This window comes from Yimella lutea, assembly GCF_006715095.1.
Lineage (GTDB): Bacteria > Actinomycetota > Actinomycetes > Actinomycetales > Dermatophilaceae > Yimella > Yimella lutea.
In genome coordinates this window covers 1,846,601-1,865,212 of sequence record NZ_VFMO01000001.1, presented here as the reverse complement: position 1 = coordinate 1,865,212, position 18,612 = coordinate 1,846,601, and the positions used below count along the sequence as shown (strand labels likewise).

The 18,612-nt window shown below is 67.3% G+C and carries 16 protein-coding genes; 5 read left to right on the top strand and 11 right to left on the bottom strand.

All coding sequences use genetic code 11. The annotated features are described in order from the left end of the window. The 11 genes from FB459_RS08875 to FB459_RS08825 all read right to left on the bottom strand — a co-directional run bounded on the left by FB459_RS08875 (position 1) and on the right by FB459_RS08825 (position 13,345). Positions 1-1,914, bottom strand: a complete 1,914-nt coding sequence (locus FB459_RS08875; RefSeq protein ID WP_170221791.1) for an acyltransferase family protein — start codon at positions 1,912-1,914, stop codon at positions 1-3. Positions 1,915-2,009: 95 nt separating this feature from the next. After that, positions 2,010-4,301: a RelA/SpoT family protein gene (locus FB459_RS08870; RefSeq protein WP_141928193.1), complete on the bottom strand. Its 2,292-nt coding sequence runs from the start codon at positions 4,299-4,301 to the stop codon at positions 2,010-2,012. A 46-nt stretch (positions 4,302-4,347) separates the two neighbouring features. Continuing rightward, positions 4,348-4,869 (bottom strand): adenine phosphoribosyltransferase, encoded by a 522-nt coding sequence (locus tag FB459_RS08865; protein ID WP_141928192.1) that lies wholly within the window; start codon positions 4,867-4,869, stop codon positions 4,348-4,350. Beyond that, positions 4,866-5,999, bottom strand: coding sequence for a protein translocase subunit SecF (gene secF / locus FB459_RS08860; protein ID WP_129623923.1), 1,134 nt, complete (start codon positions 5,997-5,999; stop codon positions 4,866-4,868). The genes FB459_RS08865 and secF overlap by 4 nt, the downstream gene beginning before the upstream one ends. Further along, the gene (secD, locus tag FB459_RS08855; protein ID WP_141928191.1) at positions 5,999-7,990 is read right to left on the bottom strand and encodes a protein translocase subunit SecD; all 1,992 of its coding nucleotides are present in this window, start codon (positions 7,988-7,990) and stop codon (positions 5,999-6,001) included. The genes secF and secD overlap by 1 nt, the downstream gene beginning before the upstream one ends. Before the next feature lie 4 nt (positions 7,991-7,994). Next, positions 7,995-8,315 (bottom strand): preprotein translocase subunit YajC, encoded by a 321-nt coding sequence (yajC, locus tag FB459_RS08850; protein WP_129623925.1) that lies wholly within the window; start codon positions 8,313-8,315, stop codon positions 7,995-7,997. A gap of 181 nt (positions 8,316-8,496) precedes the next feature. Continuing rightward, positions 8,497-9,585, bottom strand: coding sequence for a Holliday junction branch migration DNA helicase RuvB (ruvB, locus tag FB459_RS08845; protein WP_129623926.1), 1,089 nt, complete (start codon positions 9,583-9,585; stop codon positions 8,497-8,499). Further along, positions 9,582-10,187: a Holliday junction branch migration protein RuvA gene (gene ruvA / locus FB459_RS08840; protein ID WP_141928190.1), complete on the bottom strand. Its 606-nt coding sequence runs from the start codon at positions 10,185-10,187 to the stop codon at positions 9,582-9,584. Before ruvA ends, ruvB begins: the two co-directional genes overlap by 4 nt. Beyond that, entirely contained in the window at positions 10,184-10,750 is a 567-nt protein-coding gene (ruvC, locus tag FB459_RS08835) for a crossover junction endodeoxyribonuclease RuvC (protein ID WP_129623928.1), read from the bottom strand. The genes ruvA and ruvC overlap by 4 nt, the downstream gene beginning before the upstream one ends. A gap of 489 nt (positions 10,751-11,239) precedes the next feature. Continuing rightward, positions 11,240-11,998, bottom strand: coding sequence for a YebC/PmpR family DNA-binding transcriptional regulator (locus tag FB459_RS08830; protein WP_141928189.1), 759 nt, complete (start codon positions 11,996-11,998; stop codon positions 11,240-11,242). 72 nt (positions 11,999-12,070) lie between these two features. Next, positions 12,071-13,345, bottom strand: coding sequence for a PucR family transcriptional regulator (locus FB459_RS08825; RefSeq protein WP_170221789.1), 1,275 nt, complete (start codon positions 13,343-13,345; stop codon positions 12,071-12,073). Positions 13,346-13,496: 151 nt separating this feature from the next. On the opposite strand from FB459_RS08825, the gene FB459_RS08820 reads away from it, so the two are divergent. The 5 genes from FB459_RS08820 to FB459_RS08800 are packed head-to-tail and all read left to right on the top strand — an operon-like array spanning position 13,497 to position 18,563. Further along, a complete protein-coding gene (locus FB459_RS08820; protein ID WP_246092390.1) occupies positions 13,497-14,402 on the top strand; it encodes an ABC transporter ATP-binding protein in 906 nt (301 codons plus the stop codon). Then, positions 14,395-15,099: an ABC transporter ATP-binding protein gene (locus FB459_RS08815; RefSeq protein ID WP_129623932.1), complete on the top strand. Its 705-nt coding sequence runs from the start codon at positions 14,395-14,397 to the stop codon at positions 15,097-15,099. Before FB459_RS08820 ends, FB459_RS08815 begins: the two co-directional genes overlap by 8 nt. 13 nt (positions 15,100-15,112) lie before the next feature. Continuing rightward, positions 15,113-15,991 (top strand): branched-chain amino acid ABC transporter permease, encoded by an 879-nt coding sequence (locus FB459_RS08810; RefSeq protein WP_141928186.1) that lies wholly within the window; start codon positions 15,113-15,115, stop codon positions 15,989-15,991. Position 15,992: 1 nt separating this feature from the next. Further along, on the top strand, positions 15,993-17,177 hold the full coding sequence (locus FB459_RS08805; RefSeq protein WP_141928185.1) for a branched-chain amino acid ABC transporter permease: 1,185 nt from the start codon (positions 15,993-15,995) through the stop codon (positions 17,175-17,177). Positions 17,178-17,213: 36 nt separating this feature from the next. After that, positions 17,214-18,563 carry an ABC transporter substrate-binding protein gene (locus tag FB459_RS08800; protein ID WP_246092389.1) on the top strand — a complete coding sequence of 450 codons (1,350 nt, stop codon included), beginning with the start codon at positions 17,214-17,216 and terminating at the stop codon, positions 18,561-18,563. Positions 18,564-18,612: the final 49 nt, after the last annotated feature.

The following is an 18,612-nucleotide window of genomic DNA, read 5'->3' as shown; positions in this document are numbered from 1 at the left end:
CTACTCGCCGAGGACGGTGCGCTGGATCAAGTTGCCGTACTCGCGAACTCCGTTGCCGTTCGGGTGAACTCCGTCGACGAACCAGTCGTCGTGCGGGTTGGCCAGGGAGTACCAGTCAGCCACCTTCACTCGCGGTGAGCGAGCGGCGACCGAGCGCAACTGCTTGACCACCTCGTTCTGCCAGAACCGAGGCACGCGAGGAAGCCCGAGTACCACGACGCTGTGCGTCGGGATCTTCGCGATGGCGGCGGCCAGCGCGACCTCGTCGATGACACCGTTGTTGCCGACATGGATGAGGACGATGTCCGTGGTCAGGGACGGCGCCAACCGGTCGAGTTCGGACACAGCGACGAACCCCTGCTCACCTTCCTTGGCGTGCAGGGTCGCCGTCTTGAACCGCCGGTGCAACCCGTTGGCGGCACCGATCGCGAACGAGTCACCGAACACGGTCATGGTCATGTCCGATGTGCGACCGTCGAAGGACGGAGTCGGTGAACTGCTGGTTGACGACGTCGGCGATGCGGTCAGGGACGGCGCCGAAGGGGCGGAACCGGTCGGTCGGTCGCTCGTTGCTGACGGCGCCGCAGACGGGACGGCGAACGACGGCGGAGCAGGCTCCTCGACAGCCGCGGTGACGGCAGCTTTCGCCGTGGTCTTCGGCTGCGGGCTCATCGCGGCGACGGCACCGGTCGATGCGAAGACCGCGACGAGCGTGCTCACCAGCGCCGGACGCGCGATACGTCCGATCGAGTGCGAACGCAGTGACCGCCATGCACCGCGCAGCCCCAGCCGTCGGACGGGTTGCTCGACCAGTTGATACGACAACTCCGACAGCACGAACGTCAGTCCGAGCTTGAGGGCGATGTTCGCCGTGCCGGTCAGCGGGACGTCGAGTTCGGGACGGGTGAAGACGAAGACCGGCCAGTGCCACAGGTAGAGGCCGTAGGACCGGCGTCCGATCGCAGCGAGGGGTTCGAGGTCGAGCACTCGGCCCAGCACACCGGGACGAGTGGCAGCCGCGACGAGAACGGCCGTGAGCAGAGCGAGAGCCGCGAAACCCCAGCGGTACAACGCAACCGACCATGAGTGCACCGCCCACAGCGACCACAGCAGGGCACCGAGCGCCACGACTCCGACAAGCGTCGACCGAACGGTGGCCGGGCGGAGCGCGGGTCCGCCGAAGCCGGCGCCGCCGCGCCATACCGCAAGCGCCGCGCCGACCAGCAGACCGGCGCTGTGGGAGTCGGTGCCGAAGTAGAAACGGGAGGCGTCTGCTCCCAGCGGCGCGCCGGAACGCCAGGTGCCCACGCCCATCACGAGCATCGACGCGGCCGCGCCGAGTACGCAGACCGTGAGCATCGCGAACCTGCGCGCATGCGGACGACGGAACACGAACACGATGAGCGCGACCACCAACGGCCAGACGACGTAGAACTGCTCCTCCACCGCCAGCGACCACAGGTGCTGCAGGGCCCGCGGTCGACCGAACGCCTCGAAATAGGAACGTTCGTGCAGCACGTACCACCAGTTGGAGGTGTACGTCGCGGCCGCACCGAGGTCGCCGAGGTAGCTGGTGAGCTGATCGCGTCCGGCGGCGAGCTGCGCGAGCGTGGTGGCGAGCAGGACGACGACCAGTGCCGGGATCAGCCGGCGTGCACGAGCCGCCCAGAACCGACGCAGATCGACTCCGCCGCCCGGAGCAGATGCGCGGGCCCACAATTGCGAGGTGATCAGGTAGCCGCTGATCACGAAGAAGATGTCGACTCCGAGGAATCCGCCTGCGGCCCAGGGCAGTTCGAGGTGGTAGAGGATGACGGCGACGACTGCTATCGCTCGCAGTCCGTCCAGTCCCCCGACATGCTTACGCGCAGCCGGCGTTTGCTCGCCGACGCGCACGCCCCCCTCGTCACGCATGGCCACCATGGTACTACACCCAGGGGTGGGTCGTCACGGGTGACGCGGCCGACGAGATCAAACCGTGATGGACGCCCGTTCAAGACGAGTCGGGGTCAGGAGGCGCCGACGCGCTGACCGGAGCCGGTGAGCCGGTATACGTCGAACACGCCGTCCACCTTGCGCACTGCCCGGATCACGTGGTCGAGGTAGCCGGCGTCGCCCATCTCGAAAGTGAACCGGGAGACGGCGACGCGATTGTTCGCGGTCGACAGGTTCGCCGACAGGATGTTGACGTGCTGTTCGGACAGCACCCGGGTCACGTCGGAGAGCAGGCCCTTGCGGTCGAGCGCCTCGACCTGCAACTGCACCATGAACACGCTCGCCGCGGACGGCGCCCACGCGACCTCGACCAGCCGATCCGGCTGGGACTTCAACTGGGCGGCGTTCGTGCAGTCGTCGCGGTGCACGGACACGCCATGACCGGTGGTCACGAAGCCGAGGATGTCGTCGCCGGGCATCGGGGTGCAGCACCGGGCCAGCTTCACCCAGACGTCGTCGGTGCCCACGACCGTGACTCCCGGGTCGCCCGCACGCCGCCGCGTCTCGGCGCGGGTGATGATCGGAGCGCTCTCGGGAGTCTGCTGCGGCTCCGGCTCGTCCGGACCGACGGCCTCGCGCAGCAGCTTGGAGACGTGTTCGGCGGAGACGTGGTTGTCGCCGACCGCGGCGTACAGCGAGTCGACGTCCTGGTAGTGCAGACCGGTCGCGACCTTGGCCATGGTGTCGACATTGGTCAATCGCGCGATGCCCTGACCCTGTTTGCGCAGCGCCTTGGTCAGCTGTTCCTTGCCGGAGTCGATCGCTTCCTCGCGACGTTCGCGGGAGAACCACTGGCGGATCTTGCTTCGGGCGCGCGGGCTGGCGACGAAGCCCAGCCAGTCACGACTGGGCCCGGCGCCGTCGGCCTTGCTGGTGAGCACCTCGATGACATCACCGTTCTCGACCGGCGACTCCAGCGGCGCGAGCCGTCCGTTGATCCGGGCCCCGATCGTGTGGTGACCGACCTCGGTGTGCACCGCGTAGGCGAAGTCGACGGGGGTCGACCCGACGGGTAGACCGACGACCTCACCCTTGGGCGTGAAGACGTAGACCTCCTGACTGCCGACATCGAAGCGCAGGTTGTCGAGGAACTCATCGGGGTCGGCGGTCTCGCGCTGCCATTCCAGCAACTGGCGAAACCAGGCCATCTCATCGAGCTGCCCGCCGTCAGACGACGCCGGGACCGGCGCAGCAGCCGACTTCGCATCGTCCTTGTATTTCCAGTGCGCCGCAACGCCGTACTCGGCCCGGTGGTGCATCGCGTGGGTGCGGATCTGGATCTCCACCGACTTGCCGTCGGGCCCGATGATCGTCGTGTGCAACGACTGGTACATGTTCATCTTCGGGGTGGCGATGTAGTCCTTGAACCGCCCCGGCACCGGGCTCCACCTGGTGTGCAGGGTGCCGAGCACCGCGTAACAGTCGCGCACCGAGTCGACCAGGATGCGCACCGCGACCAGGTCGTAGATGTCCTTGAACTCCCGGCCGCGCACGATCATCTTCTGGTAGACCGAGTAGTAGTGCTTGGGCCGACTGGTGACCGTCGCGTCGATCCGCGCCGCCTTGAGGTCGGTACTGACCTGTTCGCGGAAACCCTGCAGATACTGCTCGCGCGCGGGGGCGGCGTCGGCCACCAACCGGGCGATCTCGTCGTACAGCTTGGGGTGCAGCACCGCGAAGCAGAGGTCTTCCAACTCCCACTTGATGGTGTTCATGCCCAGTCGATGCGCGAGAGGAGCGTAGATCTCGAGCGTCTCGTTGGCCTTGCGGGTCGCCGACTCCACCGACACGTAGCGCCAGGTGCGCGCGTTGTGCAGCCGGTCGGCGAGTTTGATGACCAGCACCCGGATGTCCTTGGCCATCGCGACGACCATCTTGCGGACGGTCTCGGCCTGCGCCGCGTCGCCGTACTTCATCTTGTCGAGCTTGGTGACGCCGTCGACCAGGAGGGCGATCTCCTCGCCGAAGTCCTCGCGCAACTGGTTCAGCGAGTAGTCGGTGTCCTCGACGGTGTCGTGCAGCAGCGCGGCGGCGAGCACGGCCGGCTGCATGCCGAGTTCGGCCAGGATCGTGGTGACCGCGAGCGGGTGGGTGATATACGGGTCGCCGGACTTGCGGGTCTGCCCACGGTGGGCGTGTTCGGCCACGGCATACGCGCGTTCCAGCAGCGTGACATCGGCCTTGGGGTGAGAGTCACGGACGGTGCGCAGCAGCGGGCCGAGCACCTTGTGCTGCGGTGTGCGCGGGGCGCCCAGCCGCACCAGACGGGCCCTGACCCGCGACCCGGAACGCTCCTGCTCGACCATGAATTGATCTTAGTGCCGCAGCGCGGCAGAACTGACCGCCGTGCCGTCACACGGTCGCGACGACCGCGACCTCGTGACCCTCCAGCAGCCGGCGCCCCTCCAGGAACCCGACCTCGAGCAGGAACTCGATTCCGACGACCGTCGCGCCCGCCCGTTCCAGCAGCGAGACCGCAGCGGCGGCGGTGCCCCCGGTGGCCAGCACGTCGTCGACCAACAGCACGCGCTTGCCCTCGCACGCGTCGGCCGGGATCTCGATGGTGGCGGTGCCGTACTCCAGGTCGTACGTCTGGTCGATCGTCTCCCCCGGCAACTTGCCAGCCTTGCGCACCGGCAGGAAACCCACGCCCATCCGCTGGGCCAGCGCAGCGCCCACGACGAAGCCGCGAGCTTCGATGCCGGCGACCAGGTCGATCGTGCCCTCCCAGCCGGACGCCACCTCGCCGAGCACGAGAGCGAACGCGTCGGGGTCCGCGAACAGGGGGTTGAGGTCCTTGAACAACACGCCCGGCCGGGGGAAGTCGGGGATGTCGCGCACGCGCTCCAGGAGCACCTGCGAGGCGTTGCTCACGCGTCGTCCTTCGTGGCCCACGGGTGCACCTCACGCTTACGGGCGGTGCGTTCCTTGCGGGCGGCGACGAGTTCCTTCTCCCGCTCCGGGTCGACGACGCCGGACGAGGTCTCGGCGGTGCCTGCGTGGTCGGCTCCGGTCGCTTCCTGGTACTGCGCCGCGCGCCGGGCCAGTTCCTTGTTGGCGGGCTCACGGTTGCGCAGCGACACCAGCAGCGGAGTGGCGATGAAGATCGAGGAGTACGTGCCGACGGCGATGCCGATGAACAGCACCAGCGCGAGGTCGAGCAGGGTGCCCGGGCCGAGCATGGTGAATCCGACGACCAGCAACGCCAGGATCGGCAGCAACGCGACGACCGAGGTGTTGATCGAACGGACGAGCGTCTGGTTGACGGCGTAGTTGGCAGCCTGCGCGTAGGAACGCTTACCGGTGGCGTGCGCCTCGTCGACGTTCTCACGCACCTTGTCGAACACGACGACGGTGTCGTAGATCGAGTAACCGAGGATCGTCAGGAAGCCGATCATCGTGGCCGGCGAGACCTCGAACCCGGACAGCGCGTAAATGCCGACGGTGAACGCGAGGTCGTGCATCAACGCGACCAGCGCGGCGACCGCCATCGCCCACGTGCGGAAGTAGATCGCGAGCACGACGGACACCAGCACCAGGAAGACGATCAACGCGATCAGGGCCTTGCGGGTGACGGTCTCACCCCAGGACGGTCCGATGTACGAACTGTCGATGGAGGTGGCCGGGACACCGAACTCCTCGGCCAGCGCGTTCGAGACCTTGTCGGTCGTCGCGGCCGAGTTGTCGCCGAGTTTCTTGGCCTGGATGCGTACCTGGTTGTCACCCAGTTTGGTGACGTTGAGCGAGTCGTTGGCACCGGTGGCGGAACTCACGGCGTCCTTGGCGCGCTCCTCGTAGTTGTCCATCTGGGTGACGCCCTGGACGCGAAGCTCCGAGCCGCCCTTGAACTCCAGGCCGAGGTTCAGACCCCGGCCGAGCAGGCCGGCGGCCGCGACGACGAGAAGGATCGCGGAGATGACGTACCAGGTCTTGCGGCGTCCGACGAAGTCGAATTGACGGCGTCCGGTGTAGAGGTCGTTACCGAACTGCGCGAAGCTCGCCATCAGAGCATTCCTCCTTCGGCCGCAGCGGCCTTGCGATCGGCGATCGTGACGCGTCCGCGCCCGGCGTAGGTCGCACCCTTGGCGCCCAGGCGCTCGGGGTCGAAGCCGGACCACTTGTGTCCGTCGCCGAAGAACTTGGTGCGGGCCAGCAGCGACAGCACCGGGTGGGTGAACATCACGACGACCAGCAGGTCGATCAGGGTTGTGACACCGAGGGTGAACGCGAACGCCTTCACGCTGGATTCGGACAACACGTACAGCACCGCGGCGGCGATGAAGTTCATCGCGTCGGAGATCAGGATCGTGCGGCGGGCACGGGCCCAACCCGTCTCGACGGCGGCACGCAATGGTCTTCCGGATCTGACTTCGTCCCTGACTCGTTCGAAGTAGACGATGAAGGAGTCGGCGGTGATACCGATCGCGACGATGAGGCCGGTGATGCCGGCCATGGTCAGACGGAAGTTGTTCGCGTAGCCCAGGAAGGTGACCGCACCGTAGGTGAGCAGACCGGCCACGATCAGCGAGGCCACGGTCACCAGGCCGAGCGCGCGGTACTGGAACAGCGAGTAGAGGACCACCAGGAGCAGACCGATCGCGCCGGCGATGAGTCCCTTCTGCAACTGGTCGGTGCCCAGCTGCGGGCTGATCTGGTCGGAGGTGAGTTCCTTGAAGCTGAACGGCAGCGCGCCGAACTTGAGTTGATCGGCGAGGGTCTTCGCGCTGTCGGAGGTGAAGCCTCCGCTGATCTCGGCGCGGCCGTCGACGATCGGGCCGTTCGTACCGGGAGCGGAGATGACGACCCCGTCGACGTTGATCGCGGAGCGGTTCTGGTCCTGCTTCAGGGAGGACAGACGACGGGTCATGTCGCCGAAGGCCTTCTTGCCCTCTTCGTTGAACTCCAGGTTGACCGCGACCTCACCGGTGGCGATGCCCTGCTGGTTGGTGCGCTGGCCGAAGGAAGCGTCGGTGATGGTGGAACCGTCCACCTCGACCGGACCCATCAGCAGAACCTCGTTGCCGTCCTTGGCACACGCGACGGAGGGCTCGTCCTCGGGCGCCTGCGCGGAGATCTCACGGAACTTCGCCGCGGTGGGGCCCTTCTTCGGGTCGGTGTTGCGGCAGCTGAACTGCGACATCAACTGCTGGTAAGTAGTGCCCTTCTTGGCCAGCCCGTTGGTCACCCAGATGTCGGCGACCGGCTTGGCGCCCCACTGCGGGTCGCTGGGCGTGGCCGGAATACCGGCGTCTTCGGCACCGGGCAGCGTCGGCTGCGCGGGAACCGGGTCGGCCGGAGCAGCGGGCGTAGTCGCGGCGGTCTTCGACGTGGTCGCAGGCTTGGAGGTCGCAGGCTTGGAGGTCGCAGGAGTGCTCGGCGCCGGAGTGCTCGGTGCGGCCTTGGCGTACGCCTCGGGGAACGGAGCGTTCGCAGAGGTCGATGCTGCCGGTGCAGAGGTGCTCGGCTTGGCCGGAGCGCTCGTGCTCGGCTTGGCCGGAGCGGTCGAGGGCGAGCCGGACGGAGTCGAGGGCGCGCTGCTGGTCGACGGCTTCGCCGTTGCAGCGGCATCCGCCACCGGCGGGGTCGTGGCGATGACCGGACGGATCGTCAGCTTGGAGGACTGCGCGAGAGAGTCGAGGATCTCCTTGGACGGGTTGCCCGGGATCGCCACCACGATGCTGCGGTCACCCAGGGTGCTGACCTCCGCCTCGGCGACGCCCGTGCCGTCGACGCGCTGGCGGATGATGTTCACCGCCTGGTTCACCTGGCCCGAACTGACCTGCTGGCCGCGTCCGAGCACCGGCTCGAGGACGACCTGGCGGCCACCTTCGAGATCGAGGCCGAGCTTCGGGGTCCATTGTCCGGCCGGCTTGGCCCAGACGGTGGTCGCCGCGATGCCGCCGAAGAGCGCGGCGATGATCAAGAAGAGCAGGATCAGCGTGCGCTTCGGTTTGGAAGCCGGTGCACGACGAGCACGGGTTGCACGGGTTGCCACGAACTCAGGCCTTCTTGTCGTTGGATTCGGGGGTCGCCTCAATGACCATGCTGCGCGGCACGACCGCCCGGCGGTCGAAACGAAGTTGGACACCGTCGGCGACCTCGAGCGTTGCGGTCTGGTCGTCCATGGCGACCAGACGGCCGTACAGGCCGGACGTGGTGGTGACTTCGTCGCCTACCGTGATCTGCGACTGCGCCTGCGCGAACTGCTTCTGCCGGCGACGGCTGAACCAGAACATCACGGCGAGCAGCGCCAGCGGCAGCAGCAACAAGACCATGCCGCCCGAGTTCTGAGTGCCGGTCTCGGCGACGAGTGCGTGCATGTGAGTGGTGCTCCCTGCGATCGATAGATGTGGCGACGGCCCGGACGGTTGTGCTTCGCCGGTGCGATCGGACGCGTACGCCGACGGGTGAGTCTAAGTCAGGTGTGCGGCTGCCCCAACTTCGGGTGTGAGGCGTGTCATGCCCGAGTTCGAGCAATACCCGGCGGATGGATCGGAATGTTCAGTCCGAGAAACGACCTTCACCCTCAGGCAACGACAACTGCGTCGCCCACGTTCCGGCATCCTTGGGCGGCGTCAGCCCGAGGTGCGCCCACGCCTGCGCCGTCGCGGCACGTCCGCGCGGTGTGCGCAACAGATATCCCTCACGCACCAGGTACGGCTCGGCGACCGTCTCGACGGTGTCGGGTTCCTCGCCGACGGCCACCGCGAGGGTCGTGAGCCCGACCGGTCCCCCGCCGAACCGCTTGCACAACGTCTCCAGGACGCCGCGGTCGAGCCGGTCAAGGCCCTTCTCGTCGACGTCGAACAGCTTCAACGCAGCCATGGCGGACGGTTGATCGACGACCTCGCTGCCATGGATCTGCGCATAGTCGCGCACCCGCCGCAGCAACCGGTTGGCGATACGGGGTGTGCCGCGGGAGCGTCCGGCGATCTCGGCGATGCCCTGCCGGGTGGCGTCGACCCCGAGCAGACCGGCACTGCGGTGCAGGATGGCCGCGAGATCCTCGGGTGTGTAGAAGTCCAGGTGTCCGGTGAAGCCGAAGCGGTCTCGCAACGGGGCCGGCAGCAGACCGGCCCGGGTGGTCGCACCGACCACCGTGAACGGCGGCAGTTCGAGCGGGATCGCCGTTGCGCCAGGGCCCTTACCGACGATGACATCGACGCGGAAGTCCTCCATCGCCAGGTACAACATCTCCTCGGCCGCACGGGCCATACGGTGGATCTCGTCGAGGAAGAGCACCTCGCCCTCGGCCAGCGAGGACAGGATCGCCGCCAGGTCACCGGCGTGCTGGATGGCGGGGCCGCTGGTGATGCGGATCGGCTGCTCGAGTTCGGCGGCGATGATCATCGCCAGGCTGGTCTTGCCGAGGCCGGGCGGACCGGACAGCAGGACGTGGTCGGGCGTCGTGCCACGACGCTTCGCCGCCGCGAGCACGAGTCCGAGTTGCTCGCTGACCCGTGGCTGGCCGGGGAACTCCGCCAACCGCCTCGGACGCAGTGCCGCCTCGAAGTGGCGTTCATCGGGTGCGACGCCGGGGTCGACGATGCGGGCGCCGGCCTCGTAGGAGGAGTCGTCGTACTCGCTCATCGGCCCAGGCTACGAAGGGTCACTCGCAGCAGTTGCGAGACATCCGTGGGGGCGTCGTCGGCCTTGGTGACCTTGGCGACGGCGTCCTGCGCCTGTTTGGTCGACCAGCCGAGGCCGACGAGCGCATCGACGACCTGTTGTTGCGTCTCGTCGGCGGCAGGCACCTGCGGCTGCGGCAACGAGGAAGACCCGCCGCCGGTGAGGGCACCGACCTTGTCCTTGAGTTCCAGCACGATGCGCTCGGCGCCCTTCTTGCCGATACCGGGCACCTTCATCAGCGTGGGCACATCCCCACCGGCGATCGCCCCGCGTAGGGCATCCGGTGCGTGCACGGCGAGCATCGCCAGTGCGAGCCGGGGACCGACCCCGCTGACGGTCTGGACCAGTTCGAACAGCTTGCGTTCGGAGTCGTCGCCGAACCCGTAGAACGTCAGGGAGTCCTCGCGCACGACCAGCGTGGTGAAGAAGGTCGCTTCGGTGCCGGCGCGCGCTGACGCTGCATGCGCGGGCGTGGTGTGAACGAGCATGCCCACTCCCCCGACCTCGACGACGACATTGTCGAGACCGGCACTCAACACGCTGCCGCGGATGGAAGAAATCATCGTGCGTACCTGTTTGACGCCCGGACCAACGGAGCCTCTTTCGGTCGTGAGTTTCGTTGTGCAGCAGCGGCGTTCGCAATGCGTGCCTGCGCACCCCCGCGCCAGACATGGCAGATCGCGAGAGCGAGTGCGTCAGCGGCGTCCGCCGGTTTGGGCGCGACCTCGAGCCGCAGGATACGGGTCACCATCGAAGTGACCTGGGCCTTGTCGGCCCGGCCGTTGCCGGTGACGGACGCCTTCACCTCACTGGGCGTGTGCATCACCAACGGCAACCCGCGACGCGCGGCGGCGAGCATCGGCACGGCGGACGCCTGCGCGGTGCCCATGATCCCTTTGATGTTCGCCTTGGCGAAGACCCGCTCGACCGCGACCACGTCCGGTTCGTAGTCGGACAACCACTGGTCGAGTTCGGTCTGCAGGGTGAGCAGTCGCTCGGCCGGGTCGTCGCCGACGGGCGTACGGATCACGCCGACGCCCACGAGCCGCACCGGTTGCCCGATGCCGCCGTCGACCACTCCGATGCCGCACCGGGTCAGCCCCGGGTCGACGCCGAGTACACGCACAGTCCACTCCTCGCACAAATGTTCGGTTTCAGGAACGTTAACCCGTACCGGCGGGGCGATTCACGCAGGCGCGCCGGACTGGGATGAGCAGGGTGCATCGACATCGAGCACGAGCGCCGCATGATCGGTGTGCCCCTCGATCCGCGGTGTCTGATCGAGGTCGCATCGCCGGACGACGAAGCCTTCGGTGACGAACGCGTGATCGTATCGGCAGCCGAGTCCGGTGTGATCACGTCCGACGACATGACCGAGTACCCAGCCTGGCGGCAGACGGCCTCGATCAATCGTGACCCCTCGCCGCCGCCGATCTCGGTCAGCACCCACACGTCTTCTGGGCGGCGACAGCCAGTGCAGGAGCGCCTGCGCCTTCACGCGCTACGGATTGGAGAGATTCAGGGTCAGCAGTCCGGGCACCGACCCCTGATCGGGGAAGAAACGAATCGACCCGGCGGAGCGAGTCTGCCGGGTCGAGTTCGAGGTGGAACGGGATCAGTCCTCGGCGTCGAGTTCGGCGAGCACCTCGTCCGACACGTCACCGTTGGCGAACACGTTCTGCACGTCGTCGGAGTCCTCGAGCGCCTCGATGACGCGGAACATCTTCTTGGCGCCTTCCTTGTCGAGCGGCACCTCGACGGTCGGCAGCCAGGACGACTCGGCGGAGTCATAGTCGACACCGGCCGCTTGCAGCGCCTCACGCACGGCAACGAAATCGCCTGCCTCGGAGACGATCTCGAACGATTCGCCGTGGTCGTTGATCTCCTCGGCGCCGGCGTCGAGCACGATCTCGAGCAGGTCGTCCTCGGTGTTGTCGCCCTTCGGGACGATGACGACACCCTTGCGATGGAACTGGAAGGCGACCGAGCCGGAGTCGGCCATCGAGCCGCCGTTCTTCTGCAGCGCGGTACGCACCTCAGCCACGGCGCGGTTCTTGTTGTCGGTCAGGCACTCGATGAGCAGCGCGACTCCGCCGGGTGCGTAACCCTCGTACATCAGGCTCATGTACTCGGCGGCGCCCGCCTCGGCGCCCGAACCACGCTTGACGGCGCGGTCGATGTTGTCGTTGGGCACCGACGACTTCTTGGCCTTCTGGATGGCGTCGTACAGCGTGGGGTTACCGGCGGGGTCACCGCCGCCCTGACGCGCGGCCACCTCGATGTTCTTGATGAGCTTTGCGAAGAGCTTGCCCCGCTTGGCGTCGATCGCAGCCTTCTTGTGCTTGGTCGTCGCCCATTTGGAGTGACCGCTCATGTCTCCCTCTACACACTCGTACGTTCGCTTCGGCCCACAGGGCGTCGGCCATCCTAATTGACCGGACGGGCGTCAGGCGCCGACGGACGACGGCGCGCTCTCCCCGTCTCCTCCGGCGCGCAAGGCGATGATGGCCAGCGACAGCATCAGCCGATCCCGCGGCTGCGTCAGCGAGCGCCCGGTGAGGTTCTCGATCTGCTTGAGGCGGTAGATGACGGTGTTGCGGTGACAGAACAGTTCCTGGGCGGCGTGGGTCGGTGAGCCCCCGTGCCGCAGCAACGCACCGAGGGTTTCCAGCAGCATCCGGCGCGTCGAGTCGGGCTGCTGGTTCAGACGTCCGAGCGTCTCCTGGACCAGGAGCACGGTTGCCTCCGGGCTACCGGTGAGCAGAACCTCCGGCAGACGATCCCGGACGTCGACCACCTCGCGACTGCCACCGGGCAGCGAGGACGCGGCCCGCGAGGCCAGCTGTCGCGCGACCGCGAAACCCTGCAGACCGTCGCTGCACAGCGCGACGGCGGCCCGTCCCCGCGCCGCAACTTGGAGATGGTCGATGACCTGCGCCGGGTCACGACCGGCGAGGTCGATCAGCCCCACGGTCTGCGCGCCGAGTTGGAGCCAGTGCGACTGGACCCCGATCTGCTCCAGGCGTTCCTCGGCCCACCGGGTGGGCTGATCGGCCTCGTCGTCGTTGATGCAGCTGATCGCGAGCAGGTCCTCGTCGATACCGACGCTCAGTACCTGACGGGCCTCCGAGGCGAAGTCAGGCTCGGACCCACGTCCCTGGACCAGCCCGTCCAGCACGGTGAGCTGGCGTTGCAGGTCCCGCCGTTGTAGCAGCGCTTCCTCGCGACGGTAGGACTCGCAGGCGGTTGCGTTCTGCACGTCGAGCGCGCTCCACAACTGTTGTCCCATCAGGATGAGCGTCTGCGCGCTCACCTCGCGCACGTTGCCCGAACCCTGCAGCAGCACGGTCTCCCACAGGGCTCTCGCGCCGTAGCTGTAGGCGTTCAACACTTGTTCCAGTGGCACGCCCTGTTGTGCGCGCCGGCGCCCGGTTTCGCGCCAGACGTGGATCGCGCGATCGTCCGGGGCTGCCAGGCCGGCCATCGTGAGCAATCCGGCCCGGACGTGGCGGCGGGTGCTGGTGCGAACCTCCTCACGCAGTTCGCTGGTCACCTGCTGGTAGTAGGCCTCGTCGCGCCCGAACAGTTCGAGAGTGATCGCGTCCGCGATGATCTCGGCGTCGTCGAGCATGCTCGCCCACGCACGTCGGATCGCCTCCCGCTGGGCGGCGGGAATCTCGTGCCGGGAGGTCGACAGACTCGACTCGGTGGGCGCGGCCATGGGCCGAGAATGACACCGGCGCACAAAAAGCGCTAGTGGCAGATCCCCGGGATGACCGCCTGCACCACAGATATTGTGCGCTGCGCCCATACCCCTTCTTGTGCGTAGCGTCCAAAGTTGGGTCACCCGCACTTCCACCCCAGGAGTCAAAGTGAGCGCATTTGCACCAGACGGTGCACCAGACCGCGCAGCCCTCGCCTCGCCCACGACCATGCTCACGCTGCAGGACATCACCGTTCGCTTCGGCGGCATCGTCGCGCTCGACAGCGTCGGTCTCGAGGTCCGTCCGAGCGAGGTCCACGGCGTGATCGGTCCGAACGGCGCCGGCAAGACCACGTTGTTCAACGTCGCCTGCGGCTTCGTGCAACCGTCCTCCGGCACGATCACCTGGAAGGGCGAACAGCTCAACGGCCTGCGGCCCCACCACCTGGCCCGCCACGGCATCGCCCGCACCCTGCAGGGTCTCGGCTTGTTCGACGGCATCAGCGTGCTTGAAAACGTGATGGTCGGAGCCGACCGTCACGGCCGGGCCGGATTCTGGTCGGGTCTGCTGGCGATCCCGCGCAGCACCGGCGACGAGAAGGCACTGCGCGAGCGCAGCCTCGACGTGCTGTGTGAACTCGACATCGAGGGATACGCCGACCGCTCACCGGCCAGCCTCCCCTACCCGATCCGCAAGCGTGTCGCCCTGGCACGCGCCCTGGTCAGCGAGCCGGAGTTGCTGTTGCTGGACGAGCCGGCGTCCGGCCTGTCCGAGTCGGAGATGGCCGAGCTCGGCGACATCATCCTCGGGCTGTCCGACCGGGTGTCGGTGATGCTCGTGGAGCACCACATGGATCTGGTCATGCGGGTGTGCAGCCGGATCACCGTGCTCGACTTCGGCCGGGTCATCGCTCGCGGCACACCGGACGAGGTCCGGGAGGACCCTGCCGTCCTCGCCGCCTACCTCGGCAACGAGGTGACCCACGACGACGGTGGGATCGACGACGACGCCGACGACCGCGACCCGAACCGTTCCCTCGACCGTGACGACGCGAACGGAGACCGACGTGCTTGAGGTCTCGGAACTCTCTGCCTCCTACGGACCGGTGAAGGCCCTGCAGGGCGTCTCCTTCGAGGTGCCCGACCGCACGATCACCGCCGTGCTGGGCGCCAACGGCGCCGGCAAGACCACACTGCTGCGCACCGTGTCCGGCCTGATCCGTCCACAGTCCGGCACGGTGACCCTCGACGGCGCTGACATCACGCACGCGGCACCCGAACGCATGTCCCGCCTCGGCCTCACCCACGTCCCCGAGGGCCGCGGAGTGATCACCGAACTCACCGTGACCGAGAATCTCCGGCTGGGTGAACTGGGACGCGCCAGGAACGGTGACCCCGTCTCCATGGATCGCGTCTGGGAGATGTTCCCCAAGCTCGCCGACCGGCGCTCGGCCTTCGCCGGGACGCTGTCCGGTGGCGAGCGCCAGATGCTGGTCATCGCGCGAGCGCTGATGGCCACCCCGAAGGTGCTGCTGCTGGACGAACCCTCGCTCGGCCTTGCGCCGCGCATCGTGGCGCAGATCTTCGACCTGGTGCGCACGCTCGTCGACGAACAAGGCCTGTCGGTCCTGTTGGTCGAGCAGAACGCGCGCAGCGCGCTGTCCATTGCCGACCTCGGCGTCGTCCTCAACCTCGGCAAGGTCGTCACGACCCAGGAGGCGCACGCTCTCGCGGCGGACGAGGGTCTACGCCACGCCTACCTCGGGTTCTGAGAAGGGAACCGTCGTGCAACAGTTCGTCACAACCATCCTCAACGGCATCACCATGGGTGCCGTGTACTCGGCGTTCGCGCTGGCACTGGTGCTCATCTGGCGCTCCACCCGTATCGTCAACTTCGCGCAGGCACCGATGGCCATGGTCACCACCTACGTCGCGATGAACCTCATCGAACGCGGGATGAACTACTGGATCGCCTTCATCGCGGCGCTGGTCGCGGGCTTCCTGCTCGGCGCGTTCGTCGAACGAGTGATCGTCCGCCCGGTCGAAGGCAAGTCCGACATCAACGCGGTGATCCTGACCCTCGGTCTGTTCATCGTGCTGCACTCGGCGGCGGCGCTCATCTTCGGCAGCGACTACAAGTCCTTCCCGGCGGCCTTCGGAGTCCGCGGCATCACCGTGGGCGGCACGAGCCTGGCGATCACCCCGTTCGGCATCTTCACCATCCTCGCGGTGTTCGCGGTGATGCTGTTGCTGCTCGTGCTCTTCCAGAAGACCGACATCGGTCTGCAGATGCGCGCCTCCGCGTTCAACCCCGAGGTGGCCCGCCTGCTCGGCGTCCGGGTGAGCACGATGCTGACGCTCGGCTGGGCGCTCGCCGCACTGGTCGGTTCACTGTCCGGCCTGCTGATCGCGGGAGGCAACCTGGTGCACCCCGGCTACATGGACTCGGTCGTCGTCTTCGGCTTCGTGGCGGCTGTGATCGGCGGCCTCGACAGTCCGTTCGGCGCCGTCGCCGGCGGCATGATCATCGGGCTCAGCCTCAGCCTCGTCTCCGGATACCTCGGCTCCGGGCTGGTCTCCTTCGCCGCCCTCGTCATCCTGGTCCTGGTCCTGCTGGTGCGGCCCGGCGGCTTGTTCTCCCACACCTCCGAGCGGAAGGTCTGACATGCGTTCCGCAGTGACAACCGTCCGGGGCAATCCCTTGCTCCGGCACCTGCTCCTCGGCCTGCTGGCCGCGGCCCTCGTCATCCTCGTCATGGAATCGGTCGACCCGTTCCGGCAGGGACAGCTGGCGATGATGGCGTACTACGCCATAGCGGCCGGCGGTCTGACGATCCTCACCGGCCTGAACGGTCAACTCTCCCTGGGTCACGGCGCGTTCATGGCGATCGGCGCGTACACCACGGCCTTGTTGCTGCAGGATCGCGAAGGCGCCCTGCCGACGCTGCTGATCATCGCGCTCTCGGCACTGGCCGCCACCGTGATCGGCGCCGTGGTGGGGGTCGCCGCTGCTCGTCTGCACGGTCCGTACATCGCCGGTGCCACGCTCGCGCTCGCGGTTGCCGTGCCCGCTCTTGCGCTGCATTTCTCCGAGACGCTCGGCGGTGAACAGGGCCTCAGCGTGATGGTGCCCGAGGTACCGAAACTCGCCGACGACGCGCTTTACTTCCTGACCGGCACGGAGACCACACCGTCGGAATGGGTCGCCTACTCGGGATGGTTCCTGCTGATCTTCGTCTACATCCTGCTGGCGAACCTCTCCTCCAGCCGGGTCGGACGACGCTGGCGTGCAGTGCGTGACGACGAGGTCGCCGCGTCCCTGGCCGGGATCAACCTCGGCCGCGATCGGGTCATCGCGTTCGTCGTCAGTGCGGCGTGCGCCGGAATCGCGGGCGCTCTGCTCGCCCTCGCCAACCGGCTGGCGGCTCCCGGATCGTTCTCGTTGACACTGTCGCTCACCCTGCTCAGCGCGGTCGTGCTCGGCGGTCTGGGCAGTCTGACAGGAGCCCTGCTCGGTTCCGGATTGCTGGCCCTGCTGCCCAACTTCGCGACGAACGCGGGCACTTCGGCCGGTCTGACCGACATCCAGGCGGCTCAGCTCGCACCGTTGATCATCGGTCTGACCACGATGTTGGTCATTCTGCTCATGCCCGGCGGAATCGTCGGCGGCATCAGGAAACTGTGGGCTCGACGTCCGGGTCGTGGCGGTGGTCCCGGCGCAGCCGCGGACACCCCGACCGTGGAAGCCGACTCGGCCCACCCCCAGGACACCGGGAAGCACTCATCAGCTCCCGGAGCGGCGCCGGCCTCCCGCGCACCGCACACCGCACACCGCAATACCCACCACTGACCTCGCCCGCGAGGAACAACCGCCGAGGAGGCACCAATGATGAGAAGGTCCAAGAAGGGCACGGTCGTCGTGAGCATGGCGCTCAGCACCGTTCTGCTCGCCGCTTGCGGCGCAGGCGGCCGCGACGACAAGGCTTCCGAGGACGGCGGGTCCGCCGGTTCCACGACCGGCATCACCGACACCACGGTCAAGATCGGTGCGCACTACCCGCTCACCGGCGTCGCCGCACCCGGCTACAGCGAGATTCCGTCGGGCGCGAAGGCGTACTTCGACTACGTCAACTCCAAGGGCGGCATTCACGGGCGCAAGATCCAGTACGTCGTCAAGGACGACGGGTACATCCCCACCAACACCACACAGGCCGTCAACGAGCTGGTGCAGAAGGACAAGGTCTTCGCGGTCGTCGGTGGTCTCGGCACCCCCACCCACTCGGCGGTCGTCGACTTCCTCAACAGTGAGAAGGTGCCCGACCTGTTCGTCTCCTCGGGGTCGATCAAGTGGGGTGACGACCCGAAGAAGCGCCCGATGACGTTCGGCTGGCAGCCGGACTACGAGATCGAGGGCAAGATCATCGGTAAGTACATCAAGGAGAAGATGCCGAACGCCAAGATCGGCCTCTACCTCCAGGACGACGATCTCGGCGCCGACGGGGCCAAGGGCCTGAAGCAGTTCGCCGGTGGGCAGGTCGTCAAGGAGGTCAAGTACACGACGGGTAACACGGACGTCGCGCCGCAGATCGCCGCGCTGCAGGCGTCCAAGGCCGACCTCATCGTGGGCTTCAACGTCCCGTCCTACACCGCCCTCAGCCAGCTCACCGCGATGAAGCTGAACTACAAGCCGAAGTGGTTCTACACCAATGTCGGATCCGACCCGAAGCTCGTCGGGGAGTTGCTCGCGAAGTTCTCCAAGGGCAGCGTGAAGAACGGCAGCTCGGCTCTCGACGGCATCATGACGACCGAGTACATCCCGGGTGTCGACTCGGCCGACGACCCGTGGGTCAAGCTGTGGCAGAAGGTCTGGAAGGAGTCCGGCGGCAAGGGCGAACTGACCAACTACCGCATCTACGGCATGTCCCAGGCGTACGCGTTCGTCTCGGCGCTGCAGGCCTCGGGCAAGAAGTTGACCCGTGAAGGCATCGTCAAGGCGATCGAGCAGAACGGCGCGAAGTGGAAAGGCCCGCAGAAGCTGCCCTTCCGTTACTCGGCCGACAGCCACCTCGGTATCTCCGGTGTCGAGGTCGTCGAGATCCAGAACGGCATCGGCAAGGGTCTGCAGTCTCCGATGGTCACCGACCTGGGTGACGCGGCGATCAAGCCGGACGCCGGGACGGCCGCTCAGGCGCCGAACGCGTCCGGTCTGCCGGACGACATCAAGGCCACCGAGTGATCTCGCTGTCCTGATCGTCGATCAGTTCAGGAATGCCGCGGACGTTCGT

Excerpts from the sequence above, each read along its gene's own strand:
- FB459_RS08875 (WP_170221791.1), bottom strand. The coding sequence starts at position 1,914 with ATGCGTGACGAGGGGGGCGTGCGCGTCGGCGAGCAAACGCCGGCTGCG.
- ruvB (WP_129623926.1), bottom strand. The coding sequence starts at position 9,585 with ATGAGCGAGTACGACGACTCCTCCTACGAGGCCGGCGCCCGCATCGTC.
- FB459_RS08830 (WP_141928189.1), bottom strand. The coding sequence starts at position 11,998 with ATGAGCGGTCACTCCAAATGGGCGACGACCAAGCACAAGAAGGCTGCG.
- FB459_RS08825 (WP_170221789.1), bottom strand. The coding sequence starts at position 13,345 with ATGGCCGCGCCCACCGAGTCGAGTCTGTCGACCTCCCGGCACGAGATT.
- ruvA (WP_141928190.1), bottom strand. The coding sequence starts at position 10,187 with ATGATTTCTTCCATCCGCGGCAGCGTGTTGAGTGCCGGTCTCGACAAT.
- secF (WP_129623923.1), bottom strand. The coding sequence starts at position 5,999 with ATGGCGAGCTTCGCGCAGTTCGGTAACGACCTCTACACCGGACGCCGT.
- yajC (WP_129623925.1), bottom strand. The coding sequence starts at position 8,315 with ATGCACGCACTCGTCGCCGAGACCGGCACTCAGAACTCGGGCGGCATG.
- FB459_RS08800 (WP_246092389.1), top strand. The coding sequence starts at position 17,214 with ATGATGAGAAGGTCCAAGAAGGGCACGGTCGTCGTGAGCATGGCGCTC.
- FB459_RS08805 (WP_141928185.1), top strand. The coding sequence starts at position 15,993 with ATGCGTTCCGCAGTGACAACCGTCCGGGGCAATCCCTTGCTCCGGCAC.
- FB459_RS08870 (WP_141928193.1), bottom strand. The coding sequence starts at position 4,301 with ATGGTCGAGCAGGAGCGTTCCGGGTCGCGGGTCAGGGCCCGTCTGGTG.